The organism is Streptomyces sp. NBC_00224, from assembly GCF_041435195.1.
In the GTDB taxonomy this organism is placed as follows: domain Bacteria; phylum Actinomycetota; class Actinomycetes; order Streptomycetales; family Streptomycetaceae; genus Streptomyces.
In genome coordinates this window covers 5877200-5895647 of record NZ_CP108106.1, presented here as the reverse complement: position 1 = coordinate 5895647, position 18448 = coordinate 5877200, and the positions used below count along the sequence as shown (strand labels likewise).

Annotated in this window: 21 protein-coding genes; 6 read left to right on the top strand and 15 right to left on the bottom strand. The window is 72.1% G+C overall.

The genetic code is table 11. The annotated features are described in order from the left end of the window. Positions 1–88: 88 nt before the first annotated feature. Positions 89–256 (bottom strand): DUF3117 domain-containing protein, encoded by a 168-nt coding sequence (locus OG965_RS26410; protein ID WP_009997451.1) that lies wholly within the window; start codon positions 254–256, stop codon positions 89–91. A 309-nt stretch (positions 257–565) separates the two neighbouring features. Here OG965_RS26410 and OG965_RS26405 point away from each other — a divergent pair, with 309 nt between their 5' ends. Further along, positions 566–1366, top strand: a complete 801-nt coding sequence (locus tag OG965_RS26405; protein WP_371654541.1) for an enoyl-CoA hydratase/isomerase family protein — start codon at positions 566–568, stop codon at positions 1364–1366. A gap of 30 nt (positions 1367–1396) precedes the next feature. Here OG965_RS26405 and OG965_RS26400 read toward each other — a convergent pair whose 3' ends face one another. Then, positions 1397–1984 (bottom strand): DNA-3-methyladenine glycosylase I, encoded by a 588-nt coding sequence (locus OG965_RS26400; RefSeq protein ID WP_371654540.1) that lies wholly within the window; start codon positions 1982–1984, stop codon positions 1397–1399. Further along, complete coding sequence (locus OG965_RS26395; protein WP_371654539.1) at positions 1981–2304, bottom strand: DivIVA domain-containing protein; 324 nt, start codon at positions 2302–2304, stop codon at positions 1981–1983. Before OG965_RS26395 ends, OG965_RS26400 begins: the two co-directional genes overlap by 4 nt. Positions 2305–2453: 149 nt before the next feature. Between OG965_RS26395 and folP the strand changes: the two genes are divergently transcribed. Then, positions 2454–3314: a dihydropteroate synthase gene (gene folP / locus OG965_RS26390; protein WP_371654538.1), complete on the top strand. Its 861-nt coding sequence runs from the start codon at positions 2454–2456 to the stop codon at positions 3312–3314. A 149-nt stretch (positions 3315–3463) separates the two neighbouring features. Here folP and OG965_RS26385 read toward each other — a convergent pair whose 3' ends face one another. Further along, entirely contained in the window at positions 3464–4222 is a 759-nt protein-coding gene (locus OG965_RS26385) for a TIGR00730 family Rossman fold protein (protein ID WP_371654537.1), read from the bottom strand. Positions 4223–4299: 77 nt separating this feature from the next. Further along, positions 4300–5379 carry a succinyl-diaminopimelate desuccinylase gene (gene dapE, locus OG965_RS26380; protein WP_371654536.1) on the bottom strand — a complete coding sequence of 360 codons (1080 nt, stop codon included), beginning with the start codon at positions 5377–5379 and terminating at the stop codon, positions 4300–4302. Between the two features lie 96 nt (positions 5380–5475). Between dapE and OG965_RS26375 the strand changes: the two genes are divergently transcribed. Both OG965_RS26375 and OG965_RS26370 read left to right on the top strand, forming a co-directional pair. Then, positions 5476–6441 (top strand): hypothetical protein, encoded by a 966-nt coding sequence (locus OG965_RS26375; protein WP_371654535.1) that lies wholly within the window; start codon positions 5476–5478, stop codon positions 6439–6441. Between the two features lie 289 nt (positions 6442–6730). Further along, positions 6731–7180 (top strand): ATP-binding protein, encoded by a 450-nt coding sequence (locus OG965_RS26370; protein ID WP_371654534.1) that lies wholly within the window; start codon positions 6731–6733, stop codon positions 7178–7180. Positions 7181–7277: 97 nt separating this feature from the next. Here the strand turns inward: OG965_RS26370 and OG965_RS26365 are convergent, their stop codons facing one another. Further along, entirely contained in the window at positions 7278–8372 is a 1095-nt protein-coding gene (locus OG965_RS26365; protein WP_371654533.1) for a bifunctional succinyldiaminopimelate transaminase/glutamate-prephenate aminotransferase, read from the bottom strand. A gap of 115 nt (positions 8373–8487) precedes the next feature. Further along, entirely contained in the window at positions 8488–8823 is a 336-nt protein-coding gene (gene fdxA / locus OG965_RS26360) for a ferredoxin (RefSeq protein WP_190089991.1), read from the bottom strand. 141 nt (positions 8824–8964) lie between these two features. On the opposite strand from fdxA, the gene OG965_RS26355 reads away from it, so the two are divergent. Both OG965_RS26355 and OG965_RS26350 read left to right on the top strand, forming a co-directional pair. After that, positions 8965–9966, top strand: coding sequence for a GNAT family N-acetyltransferase (locus OG965_RS26355; RefSeq protein ID WP_371654532.1), 1002 nt, complete (start codon positions 8965–8967; stop codon positions 9964–9966). Positions 9967–10006: 40 nt separating this feature from the next. After that, on the top strand, positions 10007–10846 hold the full coding sequence (locus tag OG965_RS26350) for a transglutaminase-like domain-containing protein (RefSeq protein ID WP_371654531.1): 840 nt from the start codon (positions 10007–10009) through the stop codon (positions 10844–10846). Between the two features lie 19 nt (positions 10847–10865). On the opposite strand, the gene OG965_RS26345 is transcribed toward OG965_RS26350, so the two are convergent. The 8 genes from OG965_RS26345 to OG965_RS26310 all read right to left on the bottom strand — a co-directional run bounded on the left by OG965_RS26345 (position 10866) and on the right by OG965_RS26310 (position 18289). Continuing rightward, positions 10866–11471 carry a response regulator gene (locus tag OG965_RS26345; protein WP_371654530.1) on the bottom strand — a complete coding sequence of 202 codons (606 nt, stop codon included), beginning with the start codon at positions 11469–11471 and terminating at the stop codon, positions 10866–10868. 68 nt (positions 11472–11539) lie between these two features. Then, positions 11540–12706, bottom strand: a complete 1167-nt coding sequence (locus OG965_RS26340; protein ID WP_371657064.1) for a sensor histidine kinase — start codon at positions 12704–12706, stop codon at positions 11540–11542. A gap of 5 nt (positions 12707–12711) precedes the next feature. Continuing rightward, on the bottom strand, positions 12712–13470 hold the full coding sequence (locus OG965_RS26335) for an ABC transporter permease (RefSeq protein ID WP_371654529.1): 759 nt from the start codon (positions 13468–13470) through the stop codon (positions 12712–12714). Next, the gene (locus OG965_RS26330) at positions 13464–14390 is read right to left on the bottom strand and encodes an ABC transporter ATP-binding protein (RefSeq protein ID WP_371654528.1); all 927 of its coding nucleotides are present in this window, start codon (positions 14388–14390) and stop codon (positions 13464–13466) included. Before OG965_RS26330 ends, OG965_RS26335 begins: the two co-directional genes overlap by 7 nt. Before the next feature lie 137 nt (positions 14391–14527). Next, positions 14528–16552 (bottom strand): hypothetical protein, encoded by a 2025-nt coding sequence (locus tag OG965_RS26325; protein ID WP_371654527.1) that lies wholly within the window; start codon positions 16550–16552, stop codon positions 14528–14530. Positions 16553–16717: 165 nt separating this feature from the next. After that, positions 16718–17140: a DUF6113 family protein gene (locus OG965_RS26320; RefSeq protein ID WP_371654526.1), complete on the bottom strand. Its 423-nt coding sequence runs from the start codon at positions 17138–17140 to the stop codon at positions 16718–16720. Further along, the gene (gene mshB / locus OG965_RS26315; RefSeq protein ID WP_371654525.1) at positions 17140–18027 is read right to left on the bottom strand and encodes an N-acetyl-1-D-myo-inositol-2-amino-2-deoxy-alpha-D-glucopyranoside deacetylase; all 888 of its coding nucleotides are present in this window, start codon (positions 18025–18027) and stop codon (positions 17140–17142) included. The genes OG965_RS26320 and mshB overlap by 1 nt, the downstream gene beginning before the upstream one ends. Positions 18028–18094: 67 nt before the next feature. Continuing rightward, positions 18095–18289, bottom strand: coding sequence for a hypothetical protein (locus tag OG965_RS26310; protein ID WP_371654524.1), 195 nt, complete (start codon positions 18287–18289; stop codon positions 18095–18097). Positions 18290–18448: the final 159 nt, after the last annotated feature.

The window sequence follows — 18448 nt, the reverse complement described above, 5'->3', positions numbered from 1 at the left end:
AAACGCGGGTCCGAAAACTACTCCGCCCCGGGCCGGTACGTGAGTACCGGCCCGGGGCGGTGGCAGATTGGGGGTCAAGCCCGCTGAATCAGCCGACGACCTTCTTAAGAGCGTCACCGAGCGCCTCGGCCTCGTCCGGGGTCAGCTCGACCACAAGCCGTCCACCGCCTTCGAGCGGAACGCGCATGACGATGCCCCGCCCCTCCTTGGTCACCTCGAGCGGGCCGTCGCCCGTCCGCGGCTTCATGGCCGCCATGCTGTTTCCCCTTCCTGAAACCAGCTCATCGCAGCCGGCGGCCCCATGACAGGCACCGTGTTACCGGCATCGAACACATTGCTTCCAGGTCATTATCCCGCATCGCAGGACCCGATGACCAACATCGGTCGGCATCGCTTGCGCAACGCGCTCTATCAAAACCACCCAATTCGGCGATCCGCCTGCGATACTTCGCCACCCTCGGTCGGGGTCGTGGCCGGGAATGTTTGACGCAGGTCACATGTGCGGCGCCGATGATCTCCGCCATGCTGGGCGGACACGACACCGCAACGGAGGGGATCCAACCCAATGGCCGACACCGTGCTCTACGAGGTGACCGACGGGCTCGCGACGATCACGATCAACCGTCCCGACGCCATGAACGCCATGAACACCGAGGCCAAGGTCGCCCTGCGGGACGCGGCGCTGGCCGCCGCCGCGGACGCCGCGGTACGGGCGGTCCTGCTCACGGCGACGGGCCGGGCGTTCTGCGTGGGCCAGGACCTCAAGGAGCACGTGAGCCTGCTCGCGGCGGACCGCGAGGCGGGCACCGGCTCCACGATGAGCACGGTCCGCGAGCACTACAACCCGATCGTGAAGGCCCTCACCGAGATGCCCAAGCCGGTCGTGGCCGGGGTGAACGGGGTCGCGGCGGGCGCGGGCTTCGGCTTCGCGCTGGCGGCCGACTACCGCGTGGTGGCGGACACGGCAGCCTTCAACACCTCGTTCGCGGGGGTCGCGCTGACCGCCGACTCGGGCGTCTCCTGGACGCTCCCCCGCCTGATCGGCCACTCGCGCGCCGCCGATCTGCTGCTCTTCCCGCGCTCGATCTCCGCGCAGGAGGCGTACGAGCTCGGCATCGTCAACAAGCTGGTCCCGGCGGCCGAGCTGGCGGCCGAGGCGGCGGCCGTGGCCCGAGCGCTGGCCGACGGCCCCACGCTCGCGTACGCGGCGCTCAAGGAGTCCCTGGCGTACGGGGCCGGGCACACGCTCACCGAGGCGCTGGAGAAGGAGGACGAGCTCCAGACCCTGGCGGGGGCGTCCGAGGACCACGGGATCGCGGTGGCGGCGTTCCTGGCCAAGGAGAAGCCGAAATATGTGGGCCGCTGAGCCATCCGGGGGACCACAGCCCCGTACCCCTTAAGGGGTACTGCCGCCCCGGGCCACACAGTCGGTCAAGTGGTCGTCCACCAGACCGCACGCCTGCATCAGCGCGTACGCGGTCGTGGGGCCGATGAAGCGGAGGCCGCGCTTCTTGAGGGCCTTGGAGAGCGCCGTCGACTCGTCGGTGACCGGGGGGACGTCCGCCAGCGTGCGGGGGGCCGGGCGGGAGGCGGGGTCCGGGGCGTACGACCAGATCAGCTCGTCCAGCTCGCCGGGGGCCCAGTCGGCCAGTACGCGCGCGTTGGAGAGGGTCGCCTCGATCTTGGCGCGGTTGCGGATGATCGATTCGTCGGTCAGCAGCCGCGCCGCGTCCTCGTCGGTGAAGGCGGCCACCTTGGCGATCCGGAAGTCCGCGAAGGCGCGGCGGAACCCCTCCCGGCGGCGCAGGATGGTGATCCAGGAGAGGCCCGACTGGAAGGCCTCCAGGCACAGCCGTTCGTAGAGGGCGTCGTCGCCGTGGACCGGGCGGCCCCACTCGGTGTCGTGGTACGCCACGTAGTCCGCGGTGGACAGCCCCCACGGGCAGCGCAGCCGGCCGTCCGGGCCGGGGATGGCGGTGCTCACTTGCGGGGCTCCTCGTCGCGGGGGGCGTGGGCGGCGCTGAGCGCCTCCCGCAGATCGGTGATCCGGGCGTCGCGCTCGGCGAGCTCCGCGGCGAGGCGGCTCAGCACGTCGTCGACGTCGGCCATCCGGTAGCCGCGCGCGGCCACCGGAAGCCGCAGCGCGTCGATGTCCGCGCGCTCGACGGGGCGGCCCGCGGGCAGCGGGTCGGAGAGCCGCTCGGGGCCCGTCTCGGGCAATACGGCACCGTCGCCGCCGCCCACCACGGCCAGCGTGACCGCGGCGACCACCACGACCATGGCGATCAGCAAGAACCAGAACACGCGCGAAGCCTCTCCCCGGCAGCCGGAAACCGTCGGGTCCGATCGTGCCATGCGGAGCTGGGAGTTAGGGTCTGTCGGGCGGCACAGGCCGGACCCGCCGGACACGGAACCTGAGGTCACGGGCGTCTTACCCGAGGAGGAAACAGCGGATGCTGCGGCTGGGAAGGCGCGAGTTCGACGCGCACGAGCCGGTGATCATGGCGATCGTCAACCGGACCCCGGACTCCTTCTACGACCAGGGTGCGACGTTCCGGGACGAGCCCGCGCTGGCCCGCGTGGAGCAGGCGGTGTCAGAGGGGGCTGCCATCATCGACATCGGCGGGGTCAAGGCGGGCCCCGGCGAGGAGGTGACGGCCGAGGAGGAGGCGCGGCGCACGGTCGGCTTCGTGGCCGAGGTGCGGCGGCGGCATCCGGACGTGGTGATCAGCGTCGACACCTGGCGCCATGACGTCGGGGAGGCGGTCTGCGAGGCGGGCGCGGACGTGCTCAACGACGCGTGGGGCGGGGTCGACCCGAAGCTGGCGGAGGTCGCGGCGCGGTACGGGGCGGGGCTGGTGTGTACGCACGCGGGCGGCGTGGAACCGCGCACCCGGCCGCACCGGATCGCGTACGAGGACGTGATGGAGGACATCCTCCGGGTCACGGTGGGGCTCGCCGAGCGGGCGGCCGCGCTCGGGGTGCGGCGGGACGGGATCATGATCGATCCCGGTCATGACTTCGGCAAGAACACCCGCCACAGCCTGGAGGCGACCCGGCGGCTCGGCGAGATGACGGCGACGGGGTGGCCGGTCCTGGTCTCCCTGTCCAACAAGGACTTCGTCGGGGAGACGCTGGACCGGCCGGTCAAGGAGCGGGTGATCGGGACGCTGGCGACGACGGCGGTGTCGGCGTGGCTGGGGGCGCGGGTGTACCGGGTGCACGAAGTCGCCGAGACCCGTCAGGTGCTGGACATGGTGGCGTCCATCGCGGGCCACCGTCCGCCTGCCGTTGCCCGGCGCGGGCTGGCGTAACGGGGCTGCGCCCCGCCCCCTTCGCTTTTGACTGCAGGCCCGGTGGTGGGCTGGTCGCGCAGTTCCCCGCGCCCCTTGAATGCCGCTACGCGGCATCCCCTAGGGGCGCGGGGAACTGCGCGAGCAACCCACCACGGTCCGCAGACGAACTACCGCCCCACTTCCTTCGTCACCATCGCCACCGCCTCCTCCACGCTGTCCGTGACGTGGAAGAGGAGCAGGTCGTGCGCGGAGGCCTTGCCGCCGCCTACCACTGTGTCGCGGAGCCAGTCGACCAGGCCCGCCCAGTACCGCGAGCCGAACAGGACGATCGGGAAGCGGGTCACCTTGCCGGTCTGGACGAGGGTGAGCGCCTCGAAGAGCTCGTCCAGCGTGCCGAGGCCGCCGGGCAGGACGACGAAGCCCTGCGCGTACTTCACGAACATGGTCTTGCGGACGAAGAAGTAGCGGAAGTTGACGCCGATGTCGACGTGCGGGTTGAGCCCCTGCTCGAAGGGGAGCTCGATGCCGAGGCCGACCGAGACGCCCCGCGCCTCGCGCGCGCCCCGGTTGGCCGCCTCCATCGCACCCGGGCCGCCGCCGGTGATCACCGCGAAGCCCGCCTCGACCAGCGCGCGGCCGATGGCCACGCCCGCCTCGTACTCCGGTGAGCCCACCGGTGTGCGGGCCGAGCCGAAGACGCTGATGGCGCTGGGCAGTTCGGCGAGCGCGCCGAAGCCCTCCACGAACTCGGACTGGATGCGCATGACCCGCCAGGGGTCGGTGTGCACCCACTCCGAGTCGCCCTCGGTGTCGAGGAGCCGCTGGTCGGTGGTCCCGGCCTGGACCTGGTCGCGGCGGCGCAGCACCGGCCCGAGCCGCTGCTCCAGCCGCTGCTCGCCCGGAAACTCTCCCTCGGGGTTGGCCATTGCGTGCTCCCTCCGCTGACTGAGTCATATGACGCGTCCGGCCAGCGTAGGACGACTTACGTGACGAATGACGAAATTCAGGTGGTCAGCCAGGCGTGAAGTCGCCGTTCGCAGTGGGTGATCCGGTCGACGGCGACGTGCTCGTCCCGCTTGTGCGCGTACAGGGCGTCGCCGGGTCCGTAGTTGACGGCGGGGACGCCGAGCGCGCCGAAGCGGGAGACGTCGGTCCAGCCGAACTTGGGCTGCGGGGTGCCGCCGACCGCCGCCATGAAGGCCGCGGCGGCCGGGTGCGAGAGCCCCGGCAGGGCCGCGCCCGAGTGGTCGTCGACGGTGAACTCCGCGATCTCGCAGTCCGCGAAGACCTCGCGGACGTGGGCCAGGGCCTCCTCGGCGGTGCGGTCCGGGGCGTAGCGGTAGTTGACGGTGACCGCGCAGGCGTCGGGGATGACGTTGTTGGCGACGCCGCCCTCGATCCGTACCGCGTTCAGGCCCTCGTGGTACTCCAGGCCGTCGATCACCGGCCGGCGCGGCTCGTACGCGGCGAGCCTGGCCAGGATCGGGGCGGCCGTGTGGATGGCGTTGGACCCCATCCAGCTGCGCGCGGAGTGGGCCCGCTCCCCCGCCGTGTGCAGGATGACCCGCAGGGTGCCCTGGCAGCCGCCCTCGACCTGGGCGTCGGAGGGCTCCAGGAGGACCGCGAAGTCGCCCTCGATCCAGTCGGGGTGTGCGTCGGCCACATGGCCGAGACCGTTGAGGTGTGCGGCGACCTCTTCGTTGTCGTAGAAGACGAAGGTGAGGTCGCGGTTGGGCTCGGGGACGGTCGCGGCGATCCGCAGCTGGAGAGCCACGCCGGACTTCATGTCCGAGGTGCCGCAGCCCCACAGGATGCCGTTCTCGTCGAGGCGGGACGGCACGTTGTCGGCGATCGGGACGGTGTCGATGTGCCCGGCGAGGATGACCCGCTCGGCCCGGCCCAGGGCGGTGCGCGCGACGACGTTGTTGCCGTGGCGGTCCACGGTCAGGTGCGGCAGCGTCCGCAGCGCCGCCTCGATCGCGTCCGCGAGCGGCTTCTCCGTTCCGCTCTCCGACGGGAAGTCGACGAGCCACGCGGTGAGCGCGGGGCCGTCCAGGGTCAGGTCGAGTGCGCTGTCTGCCATGGTCCCGACCCTAGCGCGGCCGTCCCGAGCTGGGCCCGGGTGTCCGGAAGGGCACGACCGAGGGCAGCCGTCCTGCCCTCCAGTACGGTGGTCCCCGTGTCCCAGCCCGTCACCCCCAACCGACCCGTAAGGCGCGGCCGCCTCTTCCGTTTCGCGGCCGCGGCCGTCGTGCTGCTCGCCGTCGCCGGATATCTGGTGGTGCAGTACATGAGCGGGGGGCCGGGGGCGCCGAGATGCACGGTGGGGTCCGGGGACGACACCTACCGGCTCAGCCCCGAGCAGGCCGAGAACGCGGCGACCATCTCCGCGGTCGGCACCTCGCGCGGGATGCCCGAGCGGGCGGTGACGATCGCGCTGGCCACCGCGCTCCAGGAGTCGGGGCTGCGCAACATCACGCACGGCGACCGCGACTCGGTCGGCCTCTTCCAGCAGCGGCCCTCGCAGGGCTGGGGCACCGTGCAGCAGATCATGGACCCGGTCTACTCGGCCGGGAAGTTCTACCAGCGCCTGGCCGAAGTGCCCGGCTACTCGCGGCTGCCGCTCACCGTCGCCGCGCAGCGGGTCCAGCGCAGCGGCTTCCCGCAGGCCTACGCCAAGCACGAGCCGGACGCGGCGCTGCTCACCGCCGTGCTCACCGGCCGCACCTCCGCCGCGCTGACCTGCACGATCGCCAAGGACGCCCACCCGGGCGACCCGGCGAAGGTACGCACCGAGCTGGCCCGGGCGTTCGGCGCGGGGGTGGCCCCCGACAAGGGGGAGGGGCGTGCGGTCACGGTCCCGGTGCGCGCGCCCGCGCGGACCGGTGCCGACGCCGGGGGCAGCGCCGAGCAGCGCGGCTGGGAGCTGGCCCACTGGGCGGTCGCGCACGCCGCCGCGTTCCGCGTGGAGCAGGTCTCGTACGCCGGGCGCACCTGGCGTGTGGACGGCTCCCGCAAGGGCTGGCACACGGACGACACCGAGGCCGGCGCGAGCGGCGCCACCAGCCCGGACGCGGGCGGCGGCACGGGCGGCGCGGAGAGTTCCGGCGCATTCGGCCAGGTCCGGATCCAGCTCGCCGAATAGCGCGCGACACCCGTTCGGACGGCCACTCGTGCGGGGCACAGATGGCTTTCGCGTACACCGTTTCGTACACCCACCCCCGCGCCCGCCGGAAGAATCGTCAATTCCCTTGGGAACAAAGGGAATCGGCGGCGTTCAGCGTATTGTCGCGACGGCTCATTTGCCCGTTTTTATCCGAACCCGATAATGCGACGCATTGCGAACTCTTTACCCGGGGCCTCCGCAACCTCCGCCGCACCCCGAGGAGTTGTCACAGCGTCCGAACGCCGTTCCTCCCGTCTCAAGGAGCATCATGTCCCTCCCCCTGACCCGTCGGATCGCCCGTGCCGCGCTGCTCATCGCGGCGGGTGCAGTTCCCGTGGTCGGCGCGGCCGGCGCGGCGAGCGCCGCGTCCCTTCCGGAGACCCCGAACCTGGGCGGCCTGACCGCACTCGACGGCGCGAACCTCGGCAACACCGTCGACGGCGCCGCGCAGAAGGCCACCGGTCTGGCGGGCGACGCCGGCAGCAAGGCGGTCAAGCAGGCGGTCCCGGCCGCGGGCAAGGCCGTCGGCAAGGCGGGCAAGACGGCGACCCCGGCGGCCCAGAAGACGGCGGGCGACGCCGCGGGCAACGCGGGCGACCTGCTCGGCTCCACCGCCAAGTCGACCAGCCTGGACGGCCTTCCGGTCGGCGGCCAGCTGCCCACCGGCGGTCTGCCCTCCACCGACCAGCTGCCGCTCAAGGGCCTGCCCGTCGGCTGAGCCGCGCGGCCGCGCCCCGCACGGCACACGGCCGAAGGGGCCCCGGGATCCTGTCCCCGGGGCCCCTTCCCGTACATACGGGCTCGTGCGGGAGCCCCTAGCCCAGCCGCTTGACGGCCGCCTCGACGCGCTCGTCCGTCGCCGTGAAGGCCACCCGCACGAACCGCTCGCCCGCCTCGCCGTAGAAGTCGCCGGGCGCCACGAGGATGCCGAGACCGGCGAGGTACTCCACGGTCTCCCAGCAGCCCTCGTCGCGGGTCGCCCACAGGTAGAGGCTGGCCTCGCTGTGCTCGATCCGGAAGCCGTGCTTGACCAGCGCGTCGCGCAGGGCGGCGCGGCGGGCCGCGTAACGCGCCCGCTGCTCCTGGACGTGCACGTCGTCGCCGAGCGCCGCCACCGTGGCCGCCTGGACGGGCGCGGCCGTCATCATCCCGCCGTGCTTGCGGATCTGGAGCAGCTCGCCGAGCACGGCCTCGTCGCCCGCGAGGAAGGCCGCGCGGTAGCCCGCGAGGTTGGACCGCTTGGAGAGCGAGTGGACGGCGACGATGCCCTCGTACGTACCGCCGCAGACGTCCGGGTGCAGCACCGAGACCGGCTCGGCCTCCCAGCCCAGCTCCAGGTAGCACTCGTCGGAGAAGACGAGGACGCCGTGCTCGCGCGCCCAGGCGACGATCCGGACCAGCTCGTCCTTGGCGAGGACCCGGCCGGTCGGGTTGGACGGCGAGTTCAGCCAGAGGAGCTTCAGCCCGGCAGGGTCGAGCTCGGTAGGGTCGTCGTAGACGACGGGCGTCGCGCCGCAGAGCCGGGCGCCCACCTCGTACGTCGGGTACGCGAGCCGGGGGTAGGCGACCTTGTCGCCCGCGCCGAGGCCCAGCTGGGTCGGCAGCCAGGCCACCAGCTCCTTGGACCCGACCACCGGCAGCACGTTGCGGTGGCCGACGCCGACCGCGCCGAGCCGGCGCCCGACCCATCCGGTGAGCGCGTCGCGCAGCTCCGTGGTCCCCCACACCGTCGGATAGCCCGGCGAGTCCGCGGCCTCGATCAGCGCTTTCTGGATCAGCGCCGGGACCGGGTCGACCGGGGTGCCGACGGACAGGTCCACGATCCCGTCCGGGTGGCCGGCGGCCGTCGCCTTGTACGGCTCCAGCTTGTCCCAGGGGAAGACGGGCAGGCGTGCGGAGACTGCGCCCACGAAGGTGCTCACTTTCTCGTACTCGGTTCCGTGCTCGGCGTCGCACGGACGAAACGCCTCGGTCCCGTAGGGCGGTGGGCGCCGTACGGGACCGGGGGGACACGTGGTGTCAGTGTCAGTGCTCGCTGTCGGCGTTGATATCGGCGGGCAGCGCGGTGATGAAGGGGTGGTCGCGCTCGATCAGGCCGAGCTTGGAGGCACCACCGGGCGAACCGAGCTCGTCGAAGAACTCGACGTTCGCCTTGTAGTAGTCCTTCCACTCCTCCGGGGTGTCGTCCTCGTAGAAGATGGCCTCGACCGGGCAGACCGGCTCACAGGCACCACAGTCGACGCACTCGTCCGGGTGGATGTAGAGGGACCGCTTGCCCTCATAGATGCAGTCGACCGGGCACTCTTCGATGCATGCCTTGTCCTTAAGGTCGACACAAGGCTCCGCAATGACGTAGGTCACGCTGTCGTTCCTCCTCGATAGGGCGCGGCGGGCCGGTCTGCGGCTCCGTCCACGTGGCGCGCGGGAGCGCGGCGTCGTCGATGCCCACACCTAGTATCTCCGTTCCGGGGCGCGATCCGAACAGGAGGGGCGAAGAGAGCTGTGGAGTTCACCACCGGCGGACGGTTGATCGTCAGAATCACGCCTGAAGATCAGGGCAAACGCGTATCAGTCAGACACCTGGCCAGGTCCGGGGAGCGGGGCGAGAAGTTCACCGACACGGTCGGTGTTCTCACATCGTGGGATGCCGGGATGCTCTCGATCGTACGCAGGAACGGGCAGACGGTCCACGTCCCGGAGCGGGAGATGGTCGCGGGCAAGGTCATCCCGGCCGAACCCGCCCGACGCCGCGGCCCGGCCGCCACCTTCCGGGAGTTGGCGCTGGTCAGCGCGCGTGCGTGGCAGCCCGTGGAGAGCGAGGCGCTGGGCGAGTGGACGCTGCGGGCGGCCGGCGGATTCACTCGCCGAGCCAATTCGGTGCTGCCGCTCGGCGACCCCGGGATACCGCTCGCGGACGCCCTCGCGCACGCGCACGCCTGGTACACGGCCCGCGAGCTTCCCACGTACGTACAAACGTCCACCGGCGCCGAGGGGACCCAGGAGGGCCTCTGTGTCGATCTTGAAAAGTTTGGGTGGATTCGCGAGGTAAGCGCCCAACTGCGGATCGCCGCACTTGCCCCGATCGGGGACCTCGACGCGGACGTCTCACAGGTCGAGCTGTCCCGGTCTGTCGGTTCCGCCTGGCTCGGCCGCTACCAGCGCACCGGCACACCCGGACCCCATGTGCTGAAGGTACTGGAGAGCGGCCCCTCGACGTGGTTCGCGACGGTGGCCGGGGACGGGGGCGGGGCGCCCGCCGCGATCGGCCGGTGCGTGGTCGACGGCCGCTGGGCGGGGTTCATGGCGGTCGAGGTGGACCCGGCGCACCGGCGCCGGGGGCTCGCGACGGCCGTGATGACCGCGCTGGCCCGCCAGGCCCTCTCCGAGGGGGCGTCGGCGGCGTGGCTCCAGGTCGAGGCGGAGAATGAAGGGGCCCGAGCCCTCTACGACGCCCAGGGCTTCGCCACCCACCACACCTACCACCACTTCCGGCACAAGCCCTAGGCCCGAATTTCCGATCTTCACGAACGGGTACGAAGCGGTTATGGACCCCGAAAGCCCCGGCGCCGAGGACTGGCGGCGGCAGTTCACCGAGGAGGCCCGGTCCGAGCGGCCGGACCTCGCGACGCTGTGCCTGCTGATCGGTGCGGTGGCCGACCCCGGGCTCGGGCAGCGGGGCCTCGACGACGCCCAGATGGAGCTGGACCGTCTCGCCGGTCTGCTCCCGTACGGCGTCTCCGGGGCCCGCCCCTGGGCGGCGGCCCTGGCCGGACTGCTCGGCGGCGGCTGCGAGTTCCGGGGCACCCCGGTCGAGTACCAGCGCCTGGAGTCCTCACTCCTGCCGGAGGTCCTGCGCCGCCGCCGGGGCCTGCCGATCCTGCTCTCGGTGGTCTGGATGGAGGTGGCCCGCAGGGCCGGGGCTCCGGTGTACGGGGTGGCCCTGCCCGGACACTTCGTGGTGGGCTTCGGCCGCCCGGAGGAGCGGGTGCTCGCGGATCCGTTCGACGGGGGCCGGCCGCTGACGGGCGCGGACGCGGAGCTCCTGGTGGCCGGGGCCACCGGCGCCCCGCTCGACCCGTCGATGCTCACCCCGGCCGACCCGCTGGCGATCGTGCTGCGCATCCTCAACAACATCCGCGCCTGGGCGGCGGCCCGCCCGGAGCAGAGCGCGGTCGCCCTGTGGGCCCTGGACCTCTCCCTGCTCCTGCCCACCCACCCGGCCCGGCTGCGCTACGACCGCGCCCAACTCCTGGTCCAGCGCGGCGACTTCCTCGCGGGCGCGGCGGAACTCGACCTGTACGCGGACGTCCTGGAGCCGGTGGAACCCCGCACGGCGGAGACGATCCGGGGGCGGGCGCGGGCGGCCCGGGCGATGCTGAACTGACGCCGGGCCGGCAGGAGTCCTACAGCCAGCCCTTCTCCCGTGCGATCCCCACCGCCTCCGCCCTGTTGCGGGCCGCCAGTTTCTGGATGGCCATGGAGAGGTAGTTGCGGACCGTGCCCTGGGAGAGGCAGAGGGCGCGGGCGAGTTCCGCGTTGGTGGCGCCGTTCGCCGCCGCGCGCAGGACGTCTCGCTCGCGGTCGGTCAGCGGGTTGGCGCCCTCCGCGAGCGCGGCCGCGGCCAGCGTCGGGTCGATCACCCGCTCCCCCGCGAGCACCTTGCGCACCGCGGCCGCGAGCTGGGCGGCGGGGGCGTCCTTCACCAGGAAGGCGTCGGCGCCCGCCTCCATCGCACTGCGCAGATAGCCGGGGCGGCCGAACGTCGTGAGGATCACGATTTTGAGGGCGGGGAGCTCTTTGTGGAGTTCGGCCGCCGCCTCGATGCCGGTCATGCCGGGCATCTCGATGTCCAGGAGCGCCACGTCGACCTCATGGGCCCGCGCCGCGCCCAACACCTCGTCGCCCCTGGCCACTTGGGCGACCACTTCGAAGTCCGGCTCCAGGCCGAGCAGGGCTGCGAGTGCTTCGCGGACCATGGACTGGTCTTCGGCCAGGAGTAGGCGGATCATGCGGGGATTCTAGGCGGGTCTTTCGGCTGCGGGCCGGTGGTGGGCTGGTCGCGCAGTTCCCCGCGCCCCTATGGGGCGCCCAGTGGCACCCTCGCCGTCAGCGTGAAGCCCTTCCCCTTGTGGGCTGTCGGCTCCAGCTTGCCGTGTACCTCTGCCAGGCGTTCCGCCAAGCCCGTCAAGCCATTGCCCGCCGTTACGGCGGAAGCCCCTCGGCCGTCGTCCGCGATCTTCAGTTCCAGGAAGCGGCCGTCCAGGGTCTGGCACTCCCCGAGGGTGATCGCACAGGTGCGGGCGCCGCTGTGGCGGACCACGTTGGTGACGGCCTCGCGGACCACCCAGGCCAGGGCTTCCCCCGCACCCGGGGGCAGGCCGGGCGGGAGTTCGGCCGCCACCGGCAGGTCCGCGGCCACTCCGGCGGCCGTCAACGCGGTGCGGGCGCCCGCCAGTTCCCCGGTGAGGGTCGCCCTGCGGTAGCCGGTGACCGCTTCCCGTACGTCCACCAGGGCCTGGCGGCTGACCTGTTCGATGTCGGCGACCTGCTGGGCCGCCTGATCGGGGTGGTCGGGGAGCATCCGGCCCGCCAGCTCGCTCTTGAGCGTGATCAGGGAGAGCGAGTGGCCCAGCAGGTCGTGCAGGTCGCGGGCGAGGCGCAGCCGCTCCTCGTTGGCCGCCAGTTGGGCCACGGTGGCCCTGGCCTGGCGCAGTTCCACGGTCGTACGGACGAGATGGCGCACACCCGTCATGGCGAAGCCGCCGAGCAGGGCCGGGATCGCCAGGCCCGGTACGAAGTCGCCCCAGTCGCCCCGGGTGGTCAGGCCGATCAGGGCCATCGCGGCCGTCGCGCCCGGGATCGCCCATCTCGCCAGGGGCAGCGGCAGCACCGCCCCGCAGCCGACCGACACGTACACGAAGAGCACCAGCCAGGGCGCGTCCAGGGTCAGCGAGGTGACGACCGCGATGCCGACCAGGAAGACCAGTATCGAGGCGACCGTGGTGCGGGCGAAGGGGCGGGCGGTGTGACGGAAGACCAGGGCCAGATAGACCGCGACGAACGCCACCAGGGCGAGCCAGCCGAGCGCGGTCGCCCACGTCGTGTGCTCCCGCTTGAGGAGGTCGGACACCGGGGCGCCGAGGAACGCCAGCCAGATGCCGATCCACAGCAGCTTGCGCACCGCCTCCTGGCGGTTCTGCGGCGGGAGGCCGATGGCGGCCACCGGCTTGTGGTCTTCCGTCACGCTCGTCACGCCTTCAGGGTGTCCTTCCGGTACAGCCAGGCCGCGCCGCCCGCGAAGAGCAGGAAGTAGGCGGCGAGGACGGCCACGTCCTTGGTGTCCGGGGCGTTGCCCGCCTCGATGGCCTGCCCGAGCGCAGCGTACGCGTGGGTGGGCAGCCACTCGGCGAGCGACTGGAGCCAGGGCGCGAACGTCGTCGTGGGCATCCACAGGCCGCCCAGGATGGAGAGGCCGAAGTAGATGATCATCGTGATCGGGCGGACCGCGTCACCGCTGGCGAGGTAGCCGATGGCCACGCCGAGCGCGGCGAAGCAGAGCGAGCCCGCCCAGATGGAGCCGGTCAGCGCCAGCCACTGCCAGGCGTCGAACCGTACGTCCTTGACCGTGGCCGCGACCAGGAAGACCACCACGATGCAGGGCAGGGTGACCACGGCGGCGCTCGCGATCTTCGCCAGGACATAGCCGCGGCCGGGCAGCGCGGTCAGCCGCAGCTGGCGCACCCAGCCCTTCTCGCGCTCCTTGGCGATCTTCTCGCTGTTGCCCATCAGAACGGCGGTGATCGCGCCGAACGAGGCCATCGAGACCATGAAGAAGGCGGGGAAGGTCAGATCGGTGTCGCCGATCCTGTCCGTGGTGTTCTGGGAGCCGGAGATCAGCAGATAGAGCGCCGACGGGTAGATCACCGAGAAGAACATGAACTTCTTGTTCCGCAGGGTGCGGGTGATTTCGAGCTTGATCAAGGCCCCGGAAAAAAATTGATTCAGCATGCTGCCTTGGCCTCCTCGGCCTCGGTGATGGCGACGAAGGCCTGCTCCAGGCCGAGGCCCGCGACTTCGAGGTTGCGGGGGTACAGGCTCAGCCCGTACAGCGCGTGGACGGTGGCATCGGCATCGGTGGACTGGATGCGGACCGTGCGGCCCGAGACGTCGAAGGAGGTCAGGAAGGGCAGCCCGCGCAGGACGCCCTCGTCGACCACGCCCTCCAGGTCGAAGGCGATCCGGCGGGCGCCGGCCTTCGCCTTGATCTCGGAGGCGGTGCCGTCGGCTAGCAGCCGGCCCTTGTGCAGGACCAGGACGCGGTCCGCGATCGCGTCCGCCTCCTCCAGGTAGTGGGTGGCGAACAGGACCGTACGGCCCTGCTGCGCCTGCTCGCGCATCGTCGCCCAGAACGCCTGGCGGGCGGTGACGTCCATACCGGTGGTCGGCTCGTCCAGGACGATCAGGTCGTTGGCGCCGGCGGTCGCGAGCGCGAAGCGGACGCGCTGCTCCTGGCCGCCGGAGAGCTTGTTGACCATCCGGTCGGCGATCTGCGCGATGCCCGCGCGGTCCAGGACCTCCTCGACGGGGTGCGGCCGCGGGTGCAGATCGCAGGCGAGCCGGACCAGCTCGCGGACCTTGACCTCCTCCATCAGACCGCCGCTCTGGAGCATCGCGCCGACCCGGCCGTCCTTGATGGCCTGCTCGGGCGTGGTGCCGAAGAGGCGCACGGCGCCCGAGTCGGCCTTGCGCAGCCCGAGCAGCAGGTCGAGCGTGGACGACTTGCCCGCGCCGTTCGGCCCGAGGAGCGCGACCGTCTCGCCGGGGTGCAGCTCCAGGGAGAGTCCGGCGACGGCGTGGACGTCGCCGTAGCTCTTGCTCACGTGCTCGAAGCTCACCACGGAGGGGGAGGTGGAGGTCGTTGTGGTCATGGCCCAAGGTTCGCCCGCGGGCCCGGGCCGGGGGCAGTGCCGGGTGTCGTGAGTGTCGGATGACAGATGTCACGCGGACGGCATGACACGGCCCCCGTACGCGTAGGGCGTACGGGGGCCGTGAACAGAAGCGCAGGTCAGCTCGGGTTCAGATCGATCGTCACGCTGCGCTCCGCCGAGGTCTTGCCGCGCAGGGCACCCTGCATCGCCTTGGCCACGTCGTCGGACGTCAGCTGATGCTTCTGGCCGTCACCCTTCATGATCATCACGCCGTTGAAGGTGCTGCCCATGAGCTGCTCGATCGCCTTCTTGTCGTAGACCTCGACCAGCTTGCCCTCGATCGGCTTCATGGAAAGGATCTTCGGGAGCGACTTCACCGGGCCGAAGTCGATGCGCTTGCCGCCCGCCTTGACGCTGATCAGACCGGACATCGCGGGCTTGGCGAACTCGTTCATCGCCCGGTCGATCTCGGCCTGGGTGATGGTCGGCTGGCGCCCGGTGACCGGCAGCCGCACCTCGTTGGGCCTGCCCGTCTCTACCTGTGCCCGGTACGCGTCCTTGACCGAGATCGTCGAGCGGTTGACGTCAAGGCTCTTGCCCGCCTTGCCGGGTACGGCCACGGCCTTGCCCGGGACGAACTTGATCGTGCCCTCCACCGCCGAGCCCGAGGCGCCCGCCAGGTCGGTCAGCGCCACGCCCAGCTTCTCCTCGTCGACCGGGATGACCGGCTCGGCGACGCGCTTGCCGCCGAAGAGGGAGGAGATGACGGAGACCGGGTTGTAGTCGCTGCCCGCCGCGTTGCGCACAGTCGCCTGGCTGTCCAGGGCGAGGCCCGCCTTGTCGGGCGCGAGCGTCTCCTTCTTGCCGTCGACGGAGAGCCGCAGCGGCTGGGCCGCGCGCTTGCCGAGCTTGGCGTCGAGCTTGGCGACGGCCTGCTCCTTGGTGCCGCCGCCGATGTCGACGCCCAGGACCGTGGTGCCCTTGGGGACCTCGGAGTGGTTGAGCAGCAGACCCGCGCCGTAAGCGACACCGGCCAGGGCGAAGGCCGCGACGCCGAGCAGGACCAGCTTGGAGCGGCCCTTCTTCTTGGCGGGCGCGGGCGAGCTCGTACGGGCCGGGGCGGGCGGCTCCTCCGCGGGGCGCGGCCCGTCCGGCAGCCGCGGCGTGAGGTCGGGACCCGCGCCGCCGGGCGCGAACGGGGAGCGGTTGTCCGTCGGTACGACCGGGATCCCGCTGGTCAGCGTGTCCCCGGAGACATGGCTCGGCGGCGGCGGATTCACCCCACCGCCCCCGGCGCCCGGCACCGGGGCCGGGGCCTGCGGGGTCAGGATCGCCGTGTCGTCGGACATCTGGGGCACGGGCGGCGCCACGGGCCCGGGCCGCACGCCCTGCGCGCCCAGGACCGGGGTCCCGTGGCTCGGGGTGCCCTGCGGGCCGCCCGGCGCGCCGCCGAGCCGCTGCTGGCCCTTGCGGCTGCCGACCGGGCGGGTGGGCAGCGCGGCGGTGCCGGTGACCGGGCCGGTGGTGGGCCCGGCGGGGCCGCCGTTCCCGGCGAGGGCGGAGCGGGCCGAGCCGTTGGCCGCGGCCGTACCGGGCCGGAAGCCGTTGTCGCCCATGGCGTCGGGTCCACCGGCTGCGAAGCCGTTGGCGCCGTTGCTGTCGGGGCCGCCGCCGTTGCTCCCCGGCCGCGCGAACGCGCCCGTGGTCGAGCCGTCGGCGGGCGCGCCCTGCGGGCCGTCCGAGAAGTACGGGAGGTTCTGGCGCGGGGTGCCGGACGGCGGGGTCGCACCGGAGCCCGCCTTGCGGGGCGCGAACCAGTCGCTGGCCGGCTTCTCCTCGGCCGCGGGCGCGGCGGCCGCGGCCGCCTCCTCCGCCTCGGCGGCCTGAGCACGCTCGCTCTCGGCGGCGGCGGACGCCTTGTCGGCGTCGCTCACAGGCGTTCTCATCACGACCGGCGGGATGGGCCGGGACCCGGGGATGTTGATCCGGATACGCGTCGTCAGCGTGGTCTCGGTCTTGGGCTCGTCCGGCTGGGCGACGGCGGCTTCCGGGGCGTCGTGCGCCGGAGAGTGCGGCGTTCCGTACGGCGGGGTACCCGACGGGTACGCAGCTCCGCCGCGCCCCTGGGGGCCGGAGGTCGAACTGTCAGTTTCACGACTCAAGGCAGGTTCTCTCCCGATCGGCTCCACCACCCGCTCTTGTCTCGTTTTCCTCTGTGCGGGTGGCTCGGCGGCGCGCACCACCATACTGGCCGCCGTCGACAAGCACGGGACGGCCCGGGAAAGCAGGGCACCACACCCTGTACTGCGCCGCCGCGACCGCGCACGTCACTTGCCAAGTCGGACCGAATCACGGGGTGGTTGCACCAGGCCGCCGATCGTGGCACAGATCACAGCCGCGACCATCCCGCCGAGCAGGAAGACGTACGAGCCCAGCCCCACGCCGAAGACGAAGTCGCCCTCGGGCCGCGTGGTGGTCAGGAACAGCACGGCCACCAGCCATCCGGCGCCGGGCGCCCCGACCCCGGCCCGGCTGCCCGTCAGGGCCGTACCGGCCCAGAAGAGTCCGGCCGCGGCGGCCAGCGAGAGCAGCAACCCGCCGGGGAACCAGGCGGCTTGGACGAGCGCGCCCGCGACCCCGGTGAGCGCGCCGAGAACGAAGAGGGCCGCGAAGGCGGCGATCCGCCCCGGGCGGGCGCCCGCCGTACGGGAGTTGACGGACGGACCGGACGTACGGGACGAAGTGCTCATCACGCGTCCAGCCCGGCGAACAGGTCGTGCTCGCGCTCGCCGGCCGGGGCCCCGGACTCGCCGTCGACCAACTCGTAGTACTCGACGGAGAAGAGCGGCTGGCCCAGGTCGTTGGAGAGCGCGAAGAACGGGCCGTCCACGGAGATCTGGGTGACGTGTGCGCGCATCGCGGCGGCCTTGGCCTCGGCGTGGGCGGCGCCGTCGATCTCGGCCGTGATCCGGGCGTCCTCGACGACGCCCGGGATGTCGCCGACGTCGGCGACCCCGGTGAAGGAGACCCCGGCGGCGCGCAGCCGGGCGAAGCCTTCCTCGGCCACCGAGCGCGGCACCCGGTTCCAGTAGAGCTTGGCGATGGTGTGCGGCTCGCCGAGGTCGGGGCGGTGACCGGGTTCGGCGGCCAGTTCGGCGGCGCGCATCGCCACCCGGTGGGCCTGGATGTGGTCGGGGTGACCGTAGCCGCCGTCGGGGTCGTACGTCACCAGGACCTGCGGGCGGACTTCACGGATCACCTCGACCAGATGGGGGGCCGCGTCGTCCACGTCGGTGTTCCAGAAGGCGCCCTCGCGGCGGTTCTGCTCCACACCCATCATCCCGGAGTCGCGGAAGCGGCCGGGGCCGCCGAGGAAGCGGTGGTCGGTGACCCCGAGCTCCTTCATCGCGGCGGCGAGTTCGCCGACGCGGTGGGCGCCGAGGCGGTCGTCCCGGTCGGCGGCGAGGTGCGCCAGTTCGGCCGGGATGACCTCGCCCTCCTCACCGAGGGTGCAGGTCACCAGCGTGACCAGCGCGCCTTCGGCGGCGTAGCGGGCCATGGTGGCGCCGTTGTTGATCGACTCGTCGTCGGGGTGGGCGTGCACCAGGAGCAGCCGCCGGGCGGGGAGATCCGTCATACGGGACAGCCTACGAGGCATGCCGCACGGCGGCATGCCCCGGATCCCCCGGCCGTGCCGGGGCGCGTCAGAACTTGATGTCGCTGATCATGCCCGCGACGTTGGTGGTGAGGTCGTTGATGGTGGGTGCCATGGACGAGCTGGCGAGGTAGAACCCGAGCAGAGTGCAGACCACCGCGTGTCCGGCCTTCAGCCCGGACTTCCTGACCAGCAGGAAGACGATGATCGCCAGCAGCACCACCGCCGAAATCGAGAGTGCCACGGCGGTTCACCTCCATCTGTCGGTCGGGAAGAGCCAGTCGGTAGGGGCAGAGCAGCGTGTCAGGGGGCATGCAGAGTCATACCCACCCCCCACTATGGATCATAACTATCCGACGGAACGCATTGATCGGTGCACGGGCGCACAAGGGGCGCACACCCC

Coding starts and splice junctions, on each gene's coding strand:
- OG965_RS26410 (WP_009997451.1), bottom strand. CDS start 256: ATGGCGGCCATGAAGCCGCGGACGGGCGACGGCCCGCTCGAGGTGACC.
- OG965_RS26405 (WP_371654541.1), top strand. CDS start 566: ATGGCCGACACCGTGCTCTACGAGGTGACCGACGGGCTCGCGACGATC.
- folP (WP_371654538.1), top strand. CDS start 2,454: ATGCTGCGGCTGGGAAGGCGCGAGTTCGACGCGCACGAGCCGGTGATC.
- OG965_RS26385 (WP_371654537.1), bottom strand. CDS start 4,222: ATGGCCAACCCCGAGGGAGAGTTTCCGGGCGAGCAGCGGCTGGAGCAG.
- dapE (WP_371654536.1), bottom strand. CDS start 5,379: ATGGCAGACAGCGCACTCGACCTGACCCTGGACGGCCCCGCGCTCACC.
- OG965_RS26370 (WP_371654534.1), top strand. CDS start 6,731: ATGTCCCTCCCCCTGACCCGTCGGATCGCCCGTGCCGCGCTGCTCATC.
- OG965_RS26350 (WP_371654531.1), top strand. CDS start 10,007: ATGGACCCCGAAAGCCCCGGCGCCGAGGACTGGCGGCGGCAGTTCACC.
- OG965_RS26345 (WP_371654530.1), bottom strand. CDS start 11,471: ATGATCCGCCTACTCCTGGCCGAAGACCAGTCCATGGTCCGCGAAGCA.
- OG965_RS26335 (WP_371654529.1), bottom strand. CDS start 13,470: ATGCTGAATCAATTTTTTTCCGGGGCCTTGATCAAGCTCGAAATCACC.
- OG965_RS26330 (WP_371654528.1), bottom strand. CDS start 14,390: ATGACCACAACGACCTCCACCTCCCCCTCCGTGGTGAGCTTCGAGCAC.
- OG965_RS26320 (WP_371654526.1), bottom strand. CDS start 17,140: ATGAGCACTTCGTCCCGTACGTCCGGTCCGTCCGTCAACTCCCGTACG.
- mshB (WP_371654525.1), bottom strand. CDS start 18,027: ATGACGGATCTCCCCGCCCGGCGGCTGCTCCTGGTGCACGCCCACCCC.